This is a genomic window from Clostridium acidisoli DSM 12555 (assembly GCF_900176305.1).
Lineage (GTDB): Bacteria > Bacillota > Clostridia > Clostridiales > Clostridiaceae > Clostridium_I > Clostridium_I acidisoli.
The window spans coordinates 568140-587596 of record NZ_FWXH01000002.1 but is presented as its reverse complement, the minus strand read 5'-3'; the positions used below and the strand labels follow the sequence as shown (position 1 = coordinate 587596).

The 19457-nt window shown below is 30.7% G+C and carries 18 protein-coding genes; 17 read left to right on the top strand and 1 reads right to left on the bottom strand.

What is annotated here, in order from left to right:
• Nucleotides 1–69: 69 nt before the first annotated feature.
• The 6 genes from B8978_RS02920 (at nt 70) to B8978_RS02895 (ending at nt 5622) form a co-directional block, all read left to right on the top strand.
• Nucleotides 70–468, top strand: coding sequence for a pyridoxamine 5'-phosphate oxidase family protein (locus B8978_RS02920; RefSeq protein WP_084113787.1), 399 nt, complete (start codon nt 70–72; stop codon nt 466–468).
• 846 nt (nt 469–1314) lie between these two features.
• Nucleotides 1315–2646 carry a glycosyltransferase gene (locus tag B8978_RS02915; RefSeq protein WP_084113786.1) on the top strand — a complete coding sequence of 444 codons (1332 nt, stop codon included), beginning with the start codon at nt 1315–1317 and terminating at the stop codon, nt 2644–2646.
• A 103-nt stretch (nt 2647–2749) separates the two neighbouring features.
• On the top strand, nt 2750–3643 hold the full coding sequence (locus B8978_RS02910; protein ID WP_084113785.1) for an alpha/beta fold hydrolase: 894 nt from the start codon (nt 2750–2752) through the stop codon (nt 3641–3643).
• A 48-nt stretch (nt 3644–3691) separates the two neighbouring features.
• Nucleotides 3692–4291: a CDP-diacylglycerol--glycerol-3-phosphate 3-phosphatidyltransferase gene (gene pgsA, locus B8978_RS02905; RefSeq protein WP_084113784.1), complete on the top strand. Its 600-nt coding sequence runs from the start codon at nt 3692–3694 to the stop codon at nt 4289–4291.
• Nucleotides 4292–4417: 126 nt separating this feature from the next.
• Complete coding sequence (locus tag B8978_RS02900; protein ID WP_084113783.1) at nt 4418–4609, top strand: hypothetical protein; 192 nt, start codon at nt 4418–4420, stop codon at nt 4607–4609.
• 65 nt (nt 4610–4674) lie between these two features.
• Nucleotides 4675–5622 (top strand): NAD(P)-dependent oxidoreductase, encoded by a 948-nt coding sequence (locus B8978_RS02895; RefSeq protein ID WP_084113782.1) that lies wholly within the window; start codon nt 4675–4677, stop codon nt 5620–5622.
• Between the two features lie 90 nt (nt 5623–5712).
• On the opposite strand, the gene B8978_RS02890 is transcribed toward B8978_RS02895, so the two are convergent.
• On the bottom strand, nt 5713–6603 hold the full coding sequence (locus B8978_RS02890; RefSeq protein ID WP_084113781.1) for a radical SAM protein: 891 nt from the start codon (nt 6601–6603) through the stop codon (nt 5713–5715).
• A gap of 213 nt (nt 6604–6816) precedes the next feature.
• Between B8978_RS02890 and B8978_RS02885 the strand changes: the two genes are divergently transcribed.
• The 11 genes from B8978_RS02885 to B8978_RS02835 all read left to right on the top strand — a co-directional run bounded on the left by B8978_RS02885 (nt 6817) and on the right by B8978_RS02835 (nt 19435).
• Entirely contained in the window at nt 6817–7188 is a 372-nt protein-coding gene (locus B8978_RS02885) for a winged helix-turn-helix transcriptional regulator (RefSeq protein ID WP_084113780.1), read from the top strand.
• A gap of 119 nt (nt 7189–7307) precedes the next feature.
• Complete coding sequence (locus tag B8978_RS02880; RefSeq protein ID WP_084113779.1) at nt 7308–7928, top strand: O-methyltransferase; 621 nt, start codon at nt 7308–7310, stop codon at nt 7926–7928.
• A gap of 121 nt (nt 7929–8049) precedes the next feature.
• Nucleotides 8050–8535 carry a GNAT family N-acetyltransferase gene (locus B8978_RS02875; protein ID WP_084113778.1) on the top strand — a complete coding sequence of 162 codons (486 nt, stop codon included), beginning with the start codon at nt 8050–8052 and terminating at the stop codon, nt 8533–8535.
• A gap of 162 nt (nt 8536–8697) precedes the next feature.
• Nucleotides 8698–10320, top strand: a complete 1623-nt coding sequence (locus B8978_RS02870; RefSeq protein ID WP_242950487.1) for an extracellular solute-binding protein — start codon at nt 8698–8700, stop codon at nt 10318–10320.
• Nucleotides 10321–10340: 20 nt separating this feature from the next.
• A complete protein-coding gene (locus B8978_RS02865; RefSeq protein WP_084113776.1) occupies nt 10341–12170 on the top strand; it encodes a sensor histidine kinase in 1830 nt (609 codons plus the stop codon).
• Nucleotides 12171–12200: 30 nt separating this feature from the next.
• On the top strand, nt 12201–13796 hold the full coding sequence (locus B8978_RS02860; protein ID WP_084113775.1) for a response regulator transcription factor: 1596 nt from the start codon (nt 12201–12203) through the stop codon (nt 13794–13796).
• A gap of 290 nt (nt 13797–14086) precedes the next feature.
• Nucleotides 14087–15439 (top strand): ABC transporter substrate-binding protein, encoded by a 1353-nt coding sequence (locus tag B8978_RS02855; RefSeq protein WP_084113774.1) that lies wholly within the window; start codon nt 14087–14089, stop codon nt 15437–15439.
• Between the two features lie 68 nt (nt 15440–15507).
• Entirely contained in the window at nt 15508–16413 is a 906-nt protein-coding gene (locus B8978_RS02850; protein WP_084113773.1) for a carbohydrate ABC transporter permease, read from the top strand.
• An 11-nt stretch (nt 16414–16424) separates the two neighbouring features.
• Nucleotides 16425–17261, top strand: coding sequence for a carbohydrate ABC transporter permease (locus tag B8978_RS02845; protein WP_242950460.1), 837 nt, complete (start codon nt 16425–16427; stop codon nt 17259–17261).
• A gap of 37 nt (nt 17262–17298) precedes the next feature.
• A complete protein-coding gene (locus B8978_RS02840) occupies nt 17299–18651 on the top strand; it encodes a GH1 family beta-glucosidase (protein WP_084113772.1) in 1353 nt (450 codons plus the stop codon).
• Nucleotides 18652–18739: 88 nt separating this feature from the next.
• The gene (locus tag B8978_RS02835) at nt 18740–19435 is read left to right on the top strand and encodes a DUF624 domain-containing protein (protein WP_084113771.1); all 696 of its coding nucleotides are present in this window, start codon (nt 18740–18742) and stop codon (nt 19433–19435) included.
• The last annotated feature ends 22 nt before the right edge of the window (nt 19436–19457 follow it).

The following is a 19457-nucleotide window of genomic DNA, read 5'->3' as shown; positions in this document are numbered from 1 at the left end:
AATTGTGTTGTAATCAAAGCATTGCAACAATTATAAATAAATAAATAGGTAATATTGGAGGAAAATCAAATGATTAATTTTGAAGAAATTTTAAACAAAAAAGTAAATGGTGTTCTTGCAACAATCTGTGAGAATGGTCCACAAACTAGAATATTTCAATCTTTATGGGCAGAAAATAATAAGGTATACTTTTGTACTGGAGCACAGAAGGATGTTTATAAACAATTAGTAAATAATTCTAACGCATCTTATTGTGTAGAGAATAAGTTCTCGCCAGTTCTATCTGTAAACGGAAAAGTTTCGCTTGCAGAGGAATTGGAATATAAGGAACGTGCATTTGAAGTATTGCCTATGTTAAAAAATCTTTATCAAGAGCCAACTAATCCAAATTTCAAAGTTTTTTATATTGATATAAAACAAGTGAAAACTTTTAGTTATGCTGAGGGACCAAAAGAATACAAACTATAAGATATTAATGTAAAAACCTATGCCAAATTTCTTGTTTAGCATAGGTTTTTTGTTGCAAAAAGTACTGTAAAATAGTCTGTGCTTTTTAGGTTTACACCTCTAAAGTAAATCCGGTAATAAAATATTTGGTGCTTTTTCAAGGCTAAATCATGAGTTAATAAATCGCAATCAAATAAAAAAACGAGTGGATTGAAATTGTATATCTTTATACTTTTACTGGATAATTGAATGAAATTTAATTATCTACACCTTCTATATCTTGGAAAAACATTTTTGCACAAAATCACATTGTTACGCATATCAACATCATCTTATCTTAGAGACAAAGAGTTAATCAATCTAAATTGGAGAATTTCACCACCACATTTGATTTATGGGGGACATCTTTACGCAAAATCAATCGTAATGCGTATTAGTATCATTTTTCTATGAAAATATACTTTGTTTACAAGGAGCGAAGTGACGAAGTAAACAATATAGTACCACCAATGCAAGGATTGCCCAATAAGGCGAGAAGGTGCAAAACCTGATTGGTAGCAAGCTACTGCGGAAATCCATTTTAGGATGATTCAAAAGCGTTGAAGGGTTTTAATTAAATATTGAAGTGTTTTTTATGTTCCCTCAGACTTGGGTTTGAGGGGATTTTTTAGTTTAGATGGGTAAAGCAATTTGGAATAATATAAATGAAATCAAAACTTGAGCATGGACTTATCTGGAGAATTTTGTGATAAAAATCAAAATAATAGTAAATTATCCAGTAATAATGTGATATAATGCTTATAGAATTTAGGTAGCGATGGTAAAATGTGGTGAAATAATTAACATTAATAATAATGGAGGTAAAATATGTCTAAAATTATATTCTTTGCTCAACCAACCGTGGGTCATACGAATGCAATGTTAAACATTGCTGTCAAATTAAAAGGACTTGGGCATGATATAAAATTCATTGTTCCTATCGCAGAGAAAATGTCCCCCAAAATACTTGATAAAATGCCTAATTTTATTAAGACATCTTTGGCAATACCCGAAAAAATAAAAGCAAATGGTATAGATTATATTAGTATGGATATACCGATAAAACAAGGATTAGGATTTTGGGTATTGCCTTTAGCTAAAGGATTTGAAGAAACCCAATTCGCAGTCAAGGTGTTTTCAACTTCTTTATATAAGTATTCTAAAGAAGTTGAAAAAATAGTTTTAGATGAAAAACCTGATGCAATAGTTAATGACTTTTTCTTTATAGCACCATATATTGTTGCTGAAAAATATGATATTCCATGCATAACTATATACCATAGTGGATTACCTTTCAGTGGGAAAGGAATACCACCATTTGGCAGTGGACTGGCTATTAATGGGCAGTGGGGCTGGAAAGGAAAACTATACTATATTCTTTCAAAACATAATAGAAAATTGGTAACAAAAAGATACAAAAAAGCCTGTAGGAAAATGGCAATTTCAGATATTAAAGATTTCGACCTATATAAGCCATACTCTAAATGGTTGAATTTATTGCTCACAGCAAAAGAAATTGAAGCACCAAGAGAAATAGATAATGACAATACAATTTATGTAGGACCACGCTCTTCAGATAAAATAATCTACTCAAAAGAAAACTTCCCATTTGAAGTGTTAAAATCAAATACACCAAAGATTTATGTATCACTTGGAACAGTGTTTAACAATAAACCTAAAGTTTTTAAAAAAATATTGTGTGGATTGGAAAAAATGGATTATAAAGTTATAGTTAGTGCAGGTGGTGCATATGAAAATTTAATAAATTATGGCTTTGATGATAATATATTAATATTTAAAAGTGTACCTCAACTTGAAATTTTAAAGAAAGTTGATCTTGTTATAAGTCATGGAGGAAATAATACAATAAATGAGACTTTGGCAGCAGGAAAACCAATTATTGCAATGCCTATTGGAGGCGAACAAGGAGATAATGCCAGTAAAATTGAGTATTTGAAAGTTGGTAAGAGAATAAATGTATGGAATTTTAGTATGAAAGAGATATTAGAAAAAGTAAAAATGATACTTAATGAACCCATATATAAAGAAAATGCTGAAAAAATTAGAAAAATTTTAAATAAAATGGACGGTGTTAATAATTCTGCTGAATTAATAAATTGGGTAGCAGAAAACAAAAAAACTATAAGCTTGAGGTCATAGTGTTAAATAATTGAATAATATATTTAAAAAAGGAGACATGATAATAAGATATAGCTATTTATAGAAAAGAAACTTATAGGAATATTAAGGTGGGATATATGTTATGACAAAAGTAAAAGCAAATGGCATACAAATTGAATATGAAATTTTTGGAAATGACACAAATTCTACAATAGTGCTTATTGCAGGAAATGGTGCGCAACTAAATTTTTGGGAACCAGATTTTTGTGAAATGCTCACAAAGAATAAACTGCAAGTTATACGCTTTGATAATCGCGATGCAGGATTGTCTACAAAATTCCATGCGGCTGGTATTCCTGATATGAAAAGAATATACCAGGCAGCAAAAGAAGGAAAACCAATTAAGACAGCATATACATTGGAAGATATGGCTGATGATGTGGCTGGTTTGCTAGATGGGTTGGGGATAGATAAGGCTCACATCTGTGGTGCTTCTATGGGAGGCACAATTGCTCAGGTTTTTGCCTATAGGCATCCTTTGCGTATAAGTAGTTTAATTTCAATTATGTCATCTACAGGTAATCCGAATAATCCTGAGATATCACCAGAAGCATTGGCCATTGTTACAGCGACACCTCCAGCTGAGCGGGATGAATATATTGATTATAATTTACGTATGTGGAAAAATATTTGGAGTAAGGGATTTCCTTTTGAAGAAGAACGTGCAAGGCGTTATTGTGAAGAAAGCTATGATCGTTCTTATTATCCACAAGGAGCTGTGCGCCAAAATGCAGCGTTGGTTGCTAATGGGGATAGGAGAAAACACCTTTCATTATTAACAGTTCCAACGCTGGTGATTCATGGAACTGAAGATATGTTGTTTCCTGTTGAAGCAGGAAAAGATACAGCACGCACAATACCTAATGCTAAATTACTTTTAATTGAAGGAATGGGACATGATATGCCTAAGGGAACCTGGAAAGACATAGTTCAAGCTATTGCTAGTCAGGTAAACGAAACGTCACATTCATATTAATACGGTACAATAACAATTTAAAGCGAAATAAATTAAGGAGATGAGACTATGAATCTTGCCAATAAAATAACATTAGTTAGAATATTTCTTGTGCCAATATTTATGTTATTTTTAACACCAATACCAGATTGGATAATAAGCAAGAATGCGCTACTGCATACAATTAATCATTATGGTTTGGGGATTGCTACTATTATATTTATTATTGCGGCGATAACAGATAAATTAGATGGATATATTGCTAGAAAATATAATGAAGTAACAAAGTTTGGGTGCCTAGTAGACCCACTTGCAGATAAGCTAATGGTAGTTTCAGCGTTATTTTTCCTTGTACAGCAAAACAAAGTAGCTGGATGGATAGCACTTGCTATTATAATAAGAGAATTGGCAGTAACTGCTTTAAGAGTAACTGCAGCATATAATAAAAAAGTGCTTGCTGCTGATAAATATGGAAAAATTAAACTTGTATCTCAGGTAACTGCAATACCATTATGTTTACTAAATAACTATCCAATAAGTCTTGTAACACATTTTCCACTTGATAGTGTTATGATGCTTTTTGCGGTTCTAATTACTGTATTCTCAGGTATAAATTATTTCATAAGAAATAAAGAAGTCTTTTATGAGTGTGGAAAGTTTAGTATTTAGTAGAATATAATTCGGAATAAGGTTAGTTTATTATATTCTTTTATTGCGAAATAATCCAAATATAATACGTGCCAAAGAAGGAAATTTTGTATCGTGTATAGAATATGTCTCATGAGGTGAAACTTTATGAAAATTAGTAGTGACTGCAAAAGTTGTGGAAGTACCAAAATTAAATATATGGGTAAGTCTTATTGTATATTTAAAAAGAATAATCTTGAAACAATTATAATGGAAGATGAATCAAATAATTGCATTTTTTTAAATGAGAAAGATTCCGTTTATAAAGAGATTTTAACAAAGTATAGAAATAATATATAGACAGAAGGATTAAGAAAGATAAAATTTCGAATTATGGTATTAGCATGATGAAAGGTGGTTTAGCAATGAAGATACTTATAGTTGGATATTTTACAGAGGACTCAAAATCAAATATTATAAGGCATTTTCCGGAAGAATGGGAGGTTGTAATTGTCCCACCAGGAAAAGAAATGCTGCAGCATATTAAAGATTGTCAGATAATCATACCTGAACATATTAAAGTGGACAGCAATCTGCTTTCTATAGCAAAAAAATTAAAGTTGGTACAGACAGGTGCAGGATTTGACAATGTAGATATTGATGCCTGCACGAAGTCAGGCATTTGGGTGGCTAATGCTGCGGGAGTGAATGCACAGGCAGTGGCCGAACACGTAATGGCGCTGATATTGTCCTATTATAAAAACATACCGTTTCTTGATGCATTCATGAAAAACAGGATGGATGAAAATCAATTGGCCTATACAGGAAGTGAATTAAAGGGTAAAACCATTGGGATCATCGGCTTGGGCGCTGTCGGTAAAAAATTAGCTGAGTTTTGCAAGGTTTTTGATATGAATGTGCTGGCTTATGCTAGAAATGCCGTTGTACATTCTGACGGTTTTGTGAAAATCACGGATTTCGATACTCTTGTAAACACATCAGACATAGTAAGTGTACATGTATCCTTGAATCAGCAGACAAAACAGCTAATCAACAAAGCAGTATTCAAGAAAATGAAGAATACAGCCATTTTTATCAATACGGCCCGAGGTGGAATTGTCAATGAAAGAGATTTGATAGATGCATTAAAAAACAGGGATATTTCAGGTGCATGCCTAGATGTGTTTGAATCTGAACCACTTCCTATTGACAGTGAGCTCCGAAATTTTGGAAATGTAATACTTACCCCACATACGGCAGGTATGCCTGACGGTCTCAAATTCCACAAAAAAAGATATGAGTTCTTCGTGAATAATATAAAACGTGTAGAGAATGGCGAAGAGCCTGAAAGCAAGCTCAATCAGTTATTATAGTTTTGGTACAAAAATGCACCCCTCGGGTGCATTTTTTATCGGAAATATTTTTAATGTTTTTTTATTCATCATAAATTAAGGAGGTTTTTATTAAAGGTGTTTTAGGTGTGTGCGATAGTGACGTAATTTCGATTCATTTTGAGTTTTGCACATCTTTTCAAGATAGGTGACTATGGTAACTTTGTCCTTTGGAAGATGGCCTTTAACAAAAATAGCATTTGACGCACCTAGAGTGGCGAAGAATGTTGGAATATTCAAATTTACAATGAGAGTCTTCAATTCCTCCAATTTTTCCAATTCTGTTTCTTCAGACCAATTACCAGCCTGAATCTCAGCGAACAGTTCAGACTTAGGATAGATAGTAAGCATGGATGAACCTATAATTTGTGGGTGAGTTTGGTTAATTACTTTGGCGGTTTCTAATGCACCGATTTTCCCTCGTCCAGCACCAGAAATACCCGCAAGATAAAAATAATTATATTTGATGTTGGCATCATCCAGGCGGTGGCTTTGGGTTGTGATTTCTTCCGGTGGATATCCCTTATTCATGAATTCAAGAATTTCTCCATCACCAGTTTCCACGCCGATGGTAATGCCATCATAACCAAGCTTATGTAAAGCCTTTAACTCATCGGATGTCTTAAGAGTAATATCAGTAACACGGGCAAAACAGCCTATTGTCTGGCAATTGGGTAGATATTTGTGAATCAGATTTGCGATTTCTTTTAGCCGTTCGAATTTTAAAACGAAAGGATTGGCTCCGGTTAAGTAGACGCGGTTGACTTCCTCGCTATGCCATTCAGCCTGTACTTCTGCTAAATCTTCTTCGATATCTTTCAGGGGGGACATTCTAAATTTGAAAGGAAGATCATCATAGAGAGTACAAAATTTACACTTGTGATGAGTGCAGCCAGCGGTGACTTCAATTAGTAGAGAGGATGCCTCATATGGAGGTCTCCAAATGGTTCCAGTGTAATGCATATATATCACTCCTAGTAGTTTTTCTCGATGAAACGAGTCTCAAGATGATGGCCTCCCGTTTCTGATTATTATGTTACAGTAAAGGTTTTTTTTATTCAAGTACGGTATTTTTATGATTATAGTACTATTTTTAATACTAGGTATAAGAAAAAGCAGTACATTGTTCTTATTAAAATCGTGAGGTATACTGTTTATGAAATGGAGGGATAACTTATGGCAGAAAATAAGTTCCGCGACAAGAATTTGATGGCTCAATGTGTGCCAATGAGCACTCTACAGTCTGTATTGAATGGTAAATGGAAAATATTAATTTTATGGTATATAGCTTTTTATAAAGTTCAGCGTTTCGGCGAGCTTATACGACGGTTGAATGGCATAACACAGTCTACACTTACCAAACAGCTTCGTGAGTTAGAAGAAGATGGTTTTTTACACCGGGAAATTTACAAAGAAATTCCACCGAAGGTTGAGTATACTTTAAGTGAACTGGGAGAAAGTTTTATTCCCATTTTAAATGCCATGATGGACTGGAGTCAAACTCATTTGTGCCCAGATTATAAGAATCCATATATAAGCCAAGAATAAGTAGATAAAAACATAAACAATATGATATAATGTTCATGCATTAAGAAACATATATCAATAATGTTTAAATAAAACGTTATATTAAAATTATATGAAAAAATTAATTGTGAGGTGGTTTTATGAATAAAATAACAGAGTATATTCAAAGTTTTATTACTATTGACAACAAACAAATAAATGAAATTGTAAAACAAGATGAGGTTATGAATGATATCCAGCCGTGTGTAGGAATGGAGGTTGGGAAACTTTTAGGTTTATTGATAAGGTCAAACAGTGCCAAAAGAGTGTTGGAATTTGGTACATGCCTTGGGTATTCTACAGTATGGATAGCACAAGCCTTAAAGGAAACTGGAGGAAGACTTACATCAGTTGAATATAGGGAAGATTTATATGAAATAACAAAAAGAAATATTGAACTAGCAGGGTTGTCTGAAGTTGTGGAACTAATATTAGGAGACGCAAGTGAAGTAATTAACACTGCTCAAGGACCATTTGATATAATCTTGCAGGACTCTGATAAATCTTTATATTCTCCAATGTTGGAAAAGTGTATAAGTTTAACCCGTAAAAACGGATTGATAATTGCAGATGACGTTCTTTTTAAACCTATGGGTATACCAGAAAAGTTTAGTGAACCTGTACATGAATATCTTAAAAAAGTTTCCTCAGATAAGCGTCTTTATAATACGATACTTCCCATAGGCGATGGGTTAGCTATTAGCATAAAACTTTGTGACTAAACCATTATGATTTTAAAATTTTATTAAGATAGTACATATATTCTCATTATACGAAACAATTATAAAAATTATATCTTAGTAAAACAATTAATATTGATAAAAGATACATGGGGGATTTAACATGAAACTAAATATAAAGCAAATGAATTATGATGAAGCAAAGCAAATTTCAAAATGGATTTATAAAGAGCCATATTCAATCTATAGTATGGATGGAAGTGATAATTGTATAGGTGAACTTCTTAATGAAACATATTTTTCGGCTTCTGATGAAGAAAACCATCTTATAGGTTACTATTGCTTTGGTGAATCTGCTCAAGTTCCAGTAGGAAATCAATTTGGTGCTTATGAATGCAAAGATATTACTGATATTGGTTTAGGAATAAACCCTAATTTGTGTGGTCAAGGATTAGGACTTAAATTTTTTATTAGTGGTTTAGATTATGCCAGAAACAATCTATCAGCAAAAAGGTTTCGCTTGACGGTAGCAACTTTTAATAAGCGAGCAATAAAAGTATATCAAAAGGCTGGTTTTAAAAAGCTTAACTCTTTTGAAAGAATTACGGAAACTGGTAAAACTGATTTTTGGGTTATGATTTTGTGTTAATTAAGATATTAGTTGATTCACACCTTCATTATAACGTATTGAGCTGTATTATATAATGTAATATTTTACCGAAATATAATTGGAGTCAGATTGTTTAATTTATCTGAAAATGATAATATAGTATGTACAAATAATTGCTAGGAGATGACAACTTTGAAACAAGTGAAAAAAAAGTTATTTATAATACTAACAATATTTGGTATAATGACTTTGGTTATATTGTTGGCAAAATTAACAGGAAATATAGGAACTAAAACAAATAGTAATAATGTAAAAGATTGGAAACTAGATACATCGCCAATTACTTTTAATTGGTATATTAATTATTCATGGTTTAATACAAGATGGGGAAATAACCTTGTATCAAAAAATGTTACTAAAAAAACAGGGGTAAACATAAATTTTATTAACCCAAGTGGAGATGAATCTGAGAAATTAGATGCAATGATTGATACTGGAGATTTACCAGATTTAATAACCTTAAGTCCTTTTGATGATGAATATAAAAATATAATCAAAAATAAATTAGCGTTGCCTTTGGATAAATTAGCGGAAAAATATGATACATATTTCATAAAGATTGCTGATAAGCAGAAAATGGAATGGTATAGACAGCCGGATGGATACGTTTACTGTTATCCGAATTATTCTGTTCCTATTAGTAATACTGGAGACAATACAGAAAAATATCCATCGAACCAAACATTTTTAGTTAGAAAGGACATTTATGAAGCTTTAGGGAAACCAGATATGAGAACGCCAGAAGGATTTTTAAATGCACTTAAAGAAGCAAAAGAAAAATTTCCAATGATAAATGGTCAGGAATTAATACCATTAGGGCTTCATGAATTCACTGATTCTGGGAATTTATCCTTGGATAATATTTTGCCGAATTTTCTAGATATCCCTTTTGAAAAAAACGGAAAAATATATGATAGAATAACTGATCCGCAATATATAAAATGGTTAAAAGCTTTAAATAAAGCAAATAATCTTGGACTACTATCAAAAGAGATTTTTGTAGATAAGAGACCACAGATTGACGAAAATATTTCTAATGGAAGATATTTTGCATTGTTATATCAAAGATCAGACATGGTTAATGATCAATTAATGTTGTATAAAAATAATAAGAATTCAATATATATACCAGTTGATGGACCCGCTGATTCAAATTTAGATCCTCCTAAACTTGCTGGTGATACACTTTCTGGGTGGACAGTCACACTTATTTCTAAAAGTTGTAAAAATCCTATGAGAGCAATAAGATTTTTAAGCTATCTTATAAGTGAAGAAGGAAATATGGATTTATATCTTGGAGTAAAGGGGGTTACTTGGAATACCATAGATGGGAAAAATGAACTCAAACCAAAGGTAGTGGATTTATTAAATGAAGATAGAATAGCTTTTGATAATAAATACGGCGCAGCGGATACCTATTGGATGCTTCTAGATGACAGTATGATTCAAAAATGGCGTCCTAAAGATCCTGAACCATTAGTAGCTTTAGAGAATTGGCCAAAAGGTAAAACATATAATTTTTCTTTGTATGATAAAATTTACAATGAAGATGACGATTTACAAGGTTATGCCATTTATTCACAAATAAATGCTGCTTGGAATAGTACTGTTAAAAATTTATTGATAGCAAAAGATGATAAGGAATTTGATACTATTTTAAATAACTTTTTAACGAATAGAAAAAATGATGGATATGAGCAATCACTTCAATATCAACAACAAAAATTAGAAGAGAACAAGAAAAAACTTGGCATAAATAAATGATACAAGCTTAGGGGGTTAATATGAAGTGTAAAATTATATTATTTTTAAAGAAAATCGTGAAAAAGAACAAAAATAATAGTTTAATGAAAAAATTAATACTGGCTTATATTATTGTTATTGGGATTCCTATAATATTTTTTTCAATGAATACTTTTTATGAACTTTCAAATAATGCAAAACAAGACGCCATTAATAAGTATAATTATGAGTTACAGAACGATTGCAATAATATTGAAAAAAGTATTTATATAATGAGAAATATTATAAATACTGCTTTAAACAACCAAGAGCTTATGTCATATTTAGATAGCAATAAAGCTGTACAAACAAGTGAATTAATTAATTTTAATGATACCACTTATAAGCAGTTAATAAATTTACAAAATAATAACCCTTCAATTAAGCAAATTAATATTTTTACATCAAATTCAAACGTGGAAGAAATATGGCCTTTAATATATAGAGAAGATAGGATTATAGATGATGATTGGTATAAAAAAACTCTTGAAAATAATGGAGCAATATATATTAATGTAAACCATTACGATAACGATATTAAAATAAATTCATCAAATAATGAGCAGTCAAAAGATTTAGTTGTATCTCTTTATAAGGAAATTGTAAATAGTGATAACAAATATGATGGAATCATAAGAGTAACAATGCCATCAAAAGATTTTTTACCTAATTTGTTTAACAAAGAAAGTTCAGATAATGGACAAATATTTTTTTATAACCTAAATGGAAATGAATTAGATACGGATGAGAATAATTTACTTTTAAAAAATCTAAAGTTTAATAGAAATAATTTTAAGATTTTTATAAGAGATAAATTAAAAAAAGAAAGTGGACAGTTAGTATATAATCAAGGAAGCGAAAATTATTATATACTTTACAAGGAAACTCCAATAGCAAATAATTATTTAATAAGTGTAATAGATATTACTAATGTTACAAAAGGAATTAAGAATTCTAGAAATGATCTATTAATTACAAGTACTTTATTATTAACCGTTCTTTTGATATTTATTTATTTTGTTACAAAGGCTATTTTAAAAAGAATTTATATTGTTATAGATTCAATAAAAAAAGTAGGAAATGGTGATTTAAAACTTAATATTCCTGTATATGGCACTGATGAGGCGGGTATATTAGCACACAACTTTAGAAAAATGATGAAAACTATTGATAAACTTATAAGTGAAAATATACATAAGGAGGTAATTGGTAAGGAAACTGAATTAAGGGCATTAAAAAGTCAGATAGATGGACACTTCCTGTTTAATACTTTAGAAAATATAAGAGTAATGGCGCTTGTTGAAGAAAATTATATAGTTGCAGATTCATTAGTTTCTTTGGCAGACATGATGCGATATAATATTAAATGGGATAATGATTATGTATCGTTAAAAGATGAGATAAATTATATAAAAAATTACGTTGCATTAATGACAATTAGATACGACAATCAAATTATTTTAAATATTGAAATCGAAGACCAATATATTAATAAACAAATTTTAAAGCTTATTATTCAGCCTTTAGTAGAAAATGCTGTTAAGCATGGAATTTCAGAGAAGTTAATTAGTGAAAATGGAACAATCAATATTTATATTGAAACTGACGAAAATTTCTTATATTTAGTTGTAAAGGATGATGGTAAGGGAATGGATAATAAAAAAGTTTTAGATTTGCAAGATCATATTAATGGAAAAATAAATATGAATTTCGGACTTGGTCTTAGAAATGTAAATGAAAGAATAAAGCTTTATTATAGTGAGGATTGCGGAGTTTTTGTTGAATCTAAACAATGGAGTTACACAAAATTAACTCTTAAATTGTTGAAATAAATGTAATACAGTTTTGTGGGAGGGGTAAAAGTGCATTCTGTAATGATAGTAGATGATGAACCGTTAATAAGAATAGGATTAAAGAAAACAGTAAATTGGCAACAATTTGGGTTTAATATAGCTTGTGATTGTAAAAATGGTGAAGAAGCACTAAATATGTTAAGTAGTCACAAAATTGATTTTATAGTAACTGACATAAAAATGCATAAGATGAGTGGAATTGAATTGTTAAAAGCAATCAGGGAGATGAATTTGGATATTCCGGTATTACTTTTAAGTGGATATGATGATTTTAAATATGCTCAGGAAGGAATAAGGCTGGGAGCTTTTGATTATATTTTAAAACCTATTGAGCAAGAAAAGTTTGAAAAGGTGCTGTTAAAAGTTAATGAAAAATTATTTACTATGGAAAAAAGCATTAATGAATTTAATAAAAACAAATCTATATCAAAGGAAAAAGTATTATATGATTTATTAAGAGGGAAAAACTTGATGATTATGGATGAGATTATTTCAAAATATGAACTTCCATTAATTAAAAATAAAGTTCAAGTAGCCATTGTAGAAATAAATGAAATAGTAATTAATTGTGAAGAGTTAATAGAAAATAATGATTTAGAATTATTGGAAAAATCGGTTAATAGTATTATAGAATATGAAATGAAAAAGTGTGGTTTAGGTCATTATTGTGTGGTTGATGGTGAATTTGGAAAAAAAATTATTATAGCTCAAACTAAGTTAGAAGTTAGTGAAACAGAATTTGATAATATTTTTGTAGTAGCGCTAGACGCAATTCTTAAATCAAGTAATGAACAATCGAGTGCTGTGCTAAATATAAGTATTGGTAAAGTTTATAATCAACTGTATTCAATGCATAAAAGCTATTTTAATGCTAAAGAAGCACTAAAGTATAAATACATATTAGGAACCAACAGATTAATTCATATAAATCAAATATCTCAAATTAGACGAGATAAATTTAGATACCCACTGGAGAAAGAAAAAGAGTTAATAACTTCAATAATTTTAGTTGATGATAATTCCATTGAAAAACTTAAAGAGCTTCTAAAAGAGATATCTGAAATGATGAATTATGATGTGTTTAAAATTAATGTTACGTTAACGCAAGTAATAAACAATATTTATAGTAATGTTTTAAAAAAATATAATTTTATAGAAAATGTATACGATTTAACATCAATATTGAAAATTGGTTTTTTAGGAGTAGAGACACTTGAAGACATTGAGAAAAGATTAGTTGAGAATATTTCAGAACTAATCAAAATTATTAAGGAGTATAATTTAAATCAAAGTGACAATGTGGTAAAAAAGGCATGTGAATATGTGCTTAATCATGTGGAAGAAGATATAACCTTGACACTTATCTCAAATAAACTTAATATAAGTAAAAATTATTTTTGTTCTATTTTTAAGCAACAAACAGGTGGAAATTTCAACGAATATTTAACAAAAGCTAAAATTGATAGGGCAAAAATTTTATTAAAAAAGCATGAGATGAAGGTCTATGAAATATGTGATATGTTAGGATATAAAGAAACTGTATATTTTAGTAAATTATTTAAAAGGTATACTGGATTAACTCCTGCTGAATACAAAAAAATTTAATATATATACGTTTAAGGGATTCTATAAGGGTCTCTTTTTTTTATGTAAATGTTTAAATCCGTAATTATTTAATATTATATCGTAATTTTGTACCGTTTTAGTAAACGTTTTTTTAATATATTATAAAGGTGTAATAAGAATTGAGGAGGGACAATTCTTAAGGAAAGTGGGCCTAATGTATCAATTTTCGAAACTGGTTTCTGAAAATGAATTAAAAAATCTTCAAACTAAAATGGCCTTGTTAGGATGTACTTTTAGTAAAAATTAATCTTGGGGGGTAAATTATTATTATGAAAAAAAATTATTTAAAAAAAGTATTACTAATTGCAATGTCAATTGCAATAGTGGGATCTGTTATCACAGGTTGTGGTAGCTCAACTAGTGATAATAAATCAAGCCAAACCTCTTTTACACAAAAAGATGCAAAGGATTACAAAGGAACAATCAATCTGTGGTCCTTTACAGATGAACTTAAATCATCACACTTTATTGACCAATTTAACAAAGAATATCCAAATATTAAGGTTAACTTAACAGTTATACCCATGGATAATAATGCATATACAACAAAGCTTTCATCAGTTTTGGCTTCAGGCTCAGGAGCACCTGATGTTTTCACTTCAGAAGTTGCTATGGTAAACAAATATGTTAATACACCGTATTATGATAACCTTTCTAAGGCACCATACAACGCAGAAGATATTGCAAAAAATGAAGCAAAATATACTGTAGATGTTGGAAGAAATGCAGATGATAAAGGTATTAGAGCACTTTCTTGGCAAGCAACTCCAGGTGGATTGTTCTACAAGAGAAGTTTAGCTAAACAATATCTTGGAACAGATGATCCAGATGAAATTTCTAAGAAATTTAGTTCATGGGATTCCCTTATAGCAACTGGTAAAGAATTAAATGATAAAAGTGGTGGTAAAGTTAAATTACTTCCAAATTATAGCGAAATGTTTGTTGTTGCACTTGGTAGCAGAACAAAAGGTTGGGTAGTAAATAATAAGCTAGTTATTGATGATAAAATGATGCAATACATTGATATTGCTAAGCAAATAAGAAGTGACAATGAAGATGCTAAATTTAATTCATGGTCAGCACCATGGTCAGCATCAATGGCCGGCGCAGTAAATGGGACAAACGTATTGTGTTATGCACTACCTACTTGGGGATTACCATTCGTAATAGCTACTAATGCAAAAAACACAAGTGGAGATTGGGGTCTAGCTAAAGCACCAGCAGCTTACTATAATGGCGGTACTTGGTTAGGTATCTACAGCAAGAGTCAGAATAAGGAACTTGCATGGCAATTTATAAAGTTTATGAATTCTAAGAAATTTCAAACATGGGATTCAAAAACAAATGGAGATTTTTCATCTTTAACAGAAGTAAGCCAAGAATTTTCAAATTCCGATGCTGGAAAAAATGCTTTCTGTAATGGACAGAATATTTCTAAAACTTATAATGAAATAGTCCCATCAATCACTGGTAAGTTAATTACTAAGTACGATGAAACTATTAACGATAAATTCCAAAATGATTTAGACTCATATATTACTGGACAAAAATCAAAAGATGCCTTTTTAAAACAGTTTAAGCAAGATGTAAAAACTGCATTCCCAGATATAGACGTAAACTAACATAATAAGAACCTTATTAGCTGTTTATTTAAACAGCTAATAGGGTATTTAAATTAGGAGGTGGTTTCATGCCAAAGGGAAAAAGTAAAGTAGATAAAGGTAGATATGGAATATACTTCATCATACCTTATTTTGTTATATTTTTGTTGTTTTCGTTATATCCGATTATATATACTTTCGTTATAAGTCTTCAAAAGTGGGATGGTATGTCACTAAATGCAACTTTTGTAGGTCTTAAAAATTACGTTACTCTTATTCATGATCCTGTATTTTATCAATCTATAGAAAATACATTAATAATGTGGATTTGTGCTGTAATCCCACAGATGGTTTTTGCACTTTTACTTGCAGTAGTGTTTAATAATACAAAAAAACTTAGAGGAAAAGAATTTTTTAGAGCAGTTATATATCTTCCTAATCTCATTACACCAACAGCAGTAGCAGTGTTATTTTTCTTTTTATTTGATTGGCAAACGGGTGCAGTTAATAAGATTCTTTTAAACTTACATATAGTGAGTGCACCAATTAACTGGTTTTTGACTGCAGGTACTTCTAGAGGAATAATGTCACTTATATCATGGTGGATGTGGTTTGGATATAGTGCCATAATTTTTGGAGCAGGACTAAATAATATTTCAGCTGAATTGTATGAGTCAGCAAGTATAGATGGGGCAACTTCTTGGCAGAGTTTTAAGAGTATAACATTTCCATTACTAAAGCCAACCCTATTATATGCTTCTATTACATCACTTATCGGTGGTATGCAGACATTTGATATTCCTTATGTTATGACTCAAGGGCAAGGTGGTCCAAATAATCAAACATTGACGGTTGTTATGTATCTATATAATACTGCCTTCCAAAATTCAAACTATGGATATGGTGCTGCTATTGGATATGGCTTATTTATATTGATACTTATAGTATCTATACTAACTTTCAAATTTATAAATGGAAATGTTGAGGATGAATAGGGGTGATGTTAATGAAAACAAATAAGAGTCCAATAAGTATTAAAAAAGTGGCTAGTTATATACTTTTAATTTTACTTAGTTTAATATGCGTAGTTCCATTTTATATAATGATCATAGATGCTACTCATACAAATGGAGAAATAGCATCAAAACTCTGGCTTCTGCCAGGTAAGTCATTATTAAATAATTACCATAGGTTAGTTGAAAGTGTTCATATATGGAGAGGATTTGCCAACAGTTTATTCATAGCAGTTTCTACTACAGTAGTAAGTGGATATTTTAGTGCTTTAACTGCTTATGGATTTTCAAGATATAAATTTAAGGGTAATAAAGCACTTTATGCAATTGTTTTAGGTTCAATGATGATTCCAATGCAGTTAGGATTCATAGGATTTTACCAATTAATAAGTAAAATACATTTACTTAACAGTTATATTCCATTAATTGTACCTGCAATTGCAAATGCAAGTTCCGTTTTCTTTATTAAAGGGTATACAGATGGTGCAGTTCATGAATCCTTGATTGAAGCAGCGAGAATAGATGGGTCAGGTGAATTTGCTACATTTAATAAAATTGGATTGCCGCTTATTATGCCTTCTATTGCAACTATGTCTATATTTACATTTATAGGAACTTGGAATAGCTATTTAACACCACTTATTCTGATAACTGATATGGACAAATATACACTTCCAATTATGCAGGTTGTTGCAAGGGGTGTTTATAAGACTGAATTTGGCACAATATACACATGTATTGCAATTTCTGTTGTTCCTATAATGATAGCATTTGCATTCCTTTCAAAAAAGATAATTGGTGGATTAACAGTTGGAGGAGTAAAAGGTTAATAATAAAAACAACATAATATAAAAAGGAGGTATTACAGTGAGTTTTAAAAAAGATTTCATATGGGGTGCTGCTACTGCTGCTTATCAAATTGAAGGAGCTGCCGGCGAAGATGGAAGAGGACTTTCTGTTTGGGATACATGCTGCAAAAGACCAGGATTTGTAAGGGATGGTGATACTGGAAATATTGCATGTGATCATTACCATAGATACAAGGAAGATGTTAAGCTTATGAAGAAAATTGGATTAAAAGCCTATAGAATGTCTATTTCATGGCCTAGAATTCTTCCGAATGGTATTGGTAAAATCAATGAAAAAGGTTTGGATTTTTATGACAGACTAGTAGATGAACTTTTGGATAATGGAATTACACCTTATGTAACACTATTTCATTGGGACTATCCTCAGGAATTGTTTAAAAAGGGTGGCTGGTTAAATCCTGACAGTTCAGATTGGTTTGCTGAATACACTAAGGTTGTTGTTGAAAGGCTATCAGATAGAGTTAAACATTGGATGACACTAAATGAACCTCAATGTTTTATTGGACTGGGACATAGTAAGGGAGTTCATGCACCTGGTTTAAAACTTGATTTGAGTGATGTTTTATGTGCAAGCCACAATGCACTTCTTGCACATGGAAAAGCAGTTCAAACCATCAGAAAGTATTCAAAGGAACTCTGTGAAATTGGATATGCACCTGTTGGGGTAGTATCGTTTCCGGATACACAGTCAAAAGAAGATATTGAAGCTGCAAGAAAAGCAACCTTTGATTTTGATGGCCCTAGTCTCTGGAATTCATCCTGGTGGATAGATCCTGCTTACCTTGGAAGTTATCCTGAGGAAGGTCTTAAGGTTTTTGAAAAGTGGCTTCCTAAAATTGGTGCAGATGATATGAAAACTATTTTTCAGCCAGTGGATTTTTTGGGCTTAAATATTTATAGAGGTCCAAGAGTACGTATGGACCAAAATGGCAATCCTGCAAAAGTAAAGAAAAATGTGGGATATGATCAAACAGCTATAAAATGGCAAATAACTCCTGAAACTCTATATTGGGGACCAAAATTCTTTTATGAAAGATATCAAAAACCTATACTAATAACAGAGAATGGTCTTTCAAATACAGATTGGATAAGTCTTGATGGTAAGGTGCATGATCCTCAGAGAATTGACTTTCTCAATAGATATTTAAGGGAATATAAGAGAGCAGCTCAGGATGGGGTAGATGCAAAAGGATATTTTTGTTGGTCTTTAATGGATAATTTTGAATGGGCTGAAGGTTATAATGAAAGATTTGGGCTTATTTATATAAATTATCAAACCCAAGAAAGAATTATAAAGGACTCTGGTTTTTGGTATAAAAGTGTAATAGAAAATAATGGTGAAAACTTATAATATACTTAATGAAACTAATGTAGAAGAACTAGTTCAAATAACTATTAAGTACGGAGTTTGATAATAATGACTGAAAGGTGAGGATAGTATGAATAAAAAAAGTCAATTTAATCAAGGCGCTATTTTTACTATTTTCAATTATGTATGGTGGTTTTTTTTAGGAAACTTGTATTTTTGGGTTTCGAATATTCCATTTATATTTGTGGCATTAGGAATGAGAAATTATGGCACCGATAATGTGTATATGATTATTATCTTAATGTTGTCATCAATACCTATGGGACCTGCACTAACTGCTATGTTAAGTATAATGGGTAAACTCACCAGGGATGGTGACATTAACGTTACAAAAGACTTTTTTAAAGCTTATAAATTAAATTTTATTGATTCAGTATTTTTTTGGACCTTAGGGATAATTATTATAACTTTAGCTTGGATTGAAATATTATACTTTAGTTATAATTCTAATTTGACTTCAGTAGGAATTATACCTAAGATTATAATTTTTGTATGCATTGCTTTCTGGTTTCATATCTTTCCCATAATATCAAGATTTTATTTGAAAAAAAAGGAAGTTCTGGCGTTATCCGCAATGTACTTCATTAGGAAAATTTATATATGTATAATATCCATTGTAGCAGCGTATATGCTTTGGATTATACTCATAAAAATTAAATTAGTAATGGTACTGATGTTATTTTTTGTTAGCATCATATGTTACCTAATAATGCTAATGGAAAAGGGTATGATTCAAGATATTGAGCAAAAATATTATAAAAGGTAAGATAACAATGTTATAGGAGGCA

Coding starts and splice junctions, on each gene's coding strand:
- B8978_RS02920 (WP_084113787.1), top strand. CDS start 70: ATGATTAATTTTGAAGAAATTTTAAACAAAAAAGTAAATGGTGTTCTT.
- B8978_RS02915 (WP_084113786.1), top strand. CDS start 1,315: ATGTCTAAAATTATATTCTTTGCTCAACCAACCGTGGGTCATACGAAT.
- B8978_RS02910 (WP_084113785.1), top strand. CDS start 2,750: ATGACAAAAGTAAAAGCAAATGGCATACAAATTGAATATGAAATTTTT.
- pgsA (WP_084113784.1), top strand. CDS start 3,692: ATGAATCTTGCCAATAAAATAACATTAGTTAGAATATTTCTTGTGCCA.
- B8978_RS02900 (WP_084113783.1), top strand. CDS start 4,418: ATGAAAATTAGTAGTGACTGCAAAAGTTGTGGAAGTACCAAAATTAAA.
- B8978_RS02895 (WP_084113782.1), top strand. CDS start 4,675: ATGAAGATACTTATAGTTGGATATTTTACAGAGGACTCAAAATCAAAT.
- B8978_RS02890 (WP_084113781.1), bottom strand. CDS start 6,603: ATGCATTACACTGGAACCATTTGGAGACCTCCATATGAGGCATCCTCT.
- B8978_RS02885 (WP_084113780.1), top strand. CDS start 6,817: ATGGCAGAAAATAAGTTCCGCGACAAGAATTTGATGGCTCAATGTGTG.
- B8978_RS02880 (WP_084113779.1), top strand. CDS start 7,308: ATGAATAAAATAACAGAGTATATTCAAAGTTTTATTACTATTGACAAC.
- B8978_RS02875 (WP_084113778.1), top strand. CDS start 8,050: ATGAAACTAAATATAAAGCAAATGAATTATGATGAAGCAAAGCAAATT.
- B8978_RS02865 (WP_084113776.1), top strand. CDS start 10,341: ATGAAGTGTAAAATTATATTATTTTTAAAGAAAATCGTGAAAAAGAAC.
- B8978_RS02855 (WP_084113774.1), top strand. CDS start 14,087: ATGAAAAAAAATTATTTAAAAAAAGTATTACTAATTGCAATGTCAATT.
- B8978_RS02850 (WP_084113773.1), top strand. CDS start 15,508: ATGCCAAAGGGAAAAAGTAAAGTAGATAAAGGTAGATATGGAATATAC.
- B8978_RS02845 (WP_242950460.1), top strand. CDS start 16,425: ATGAAAACAAATAAGAGTCCAATAAGTATTAAAAAAGTGGCTAGTTAT.
- B8978_RS02835 (WP_084113771.1), top strand. CDS start 18,740: ATGAATAAAAAAAGTCAATTTAATCAAGGCGCTATTTTTACTATTTTC.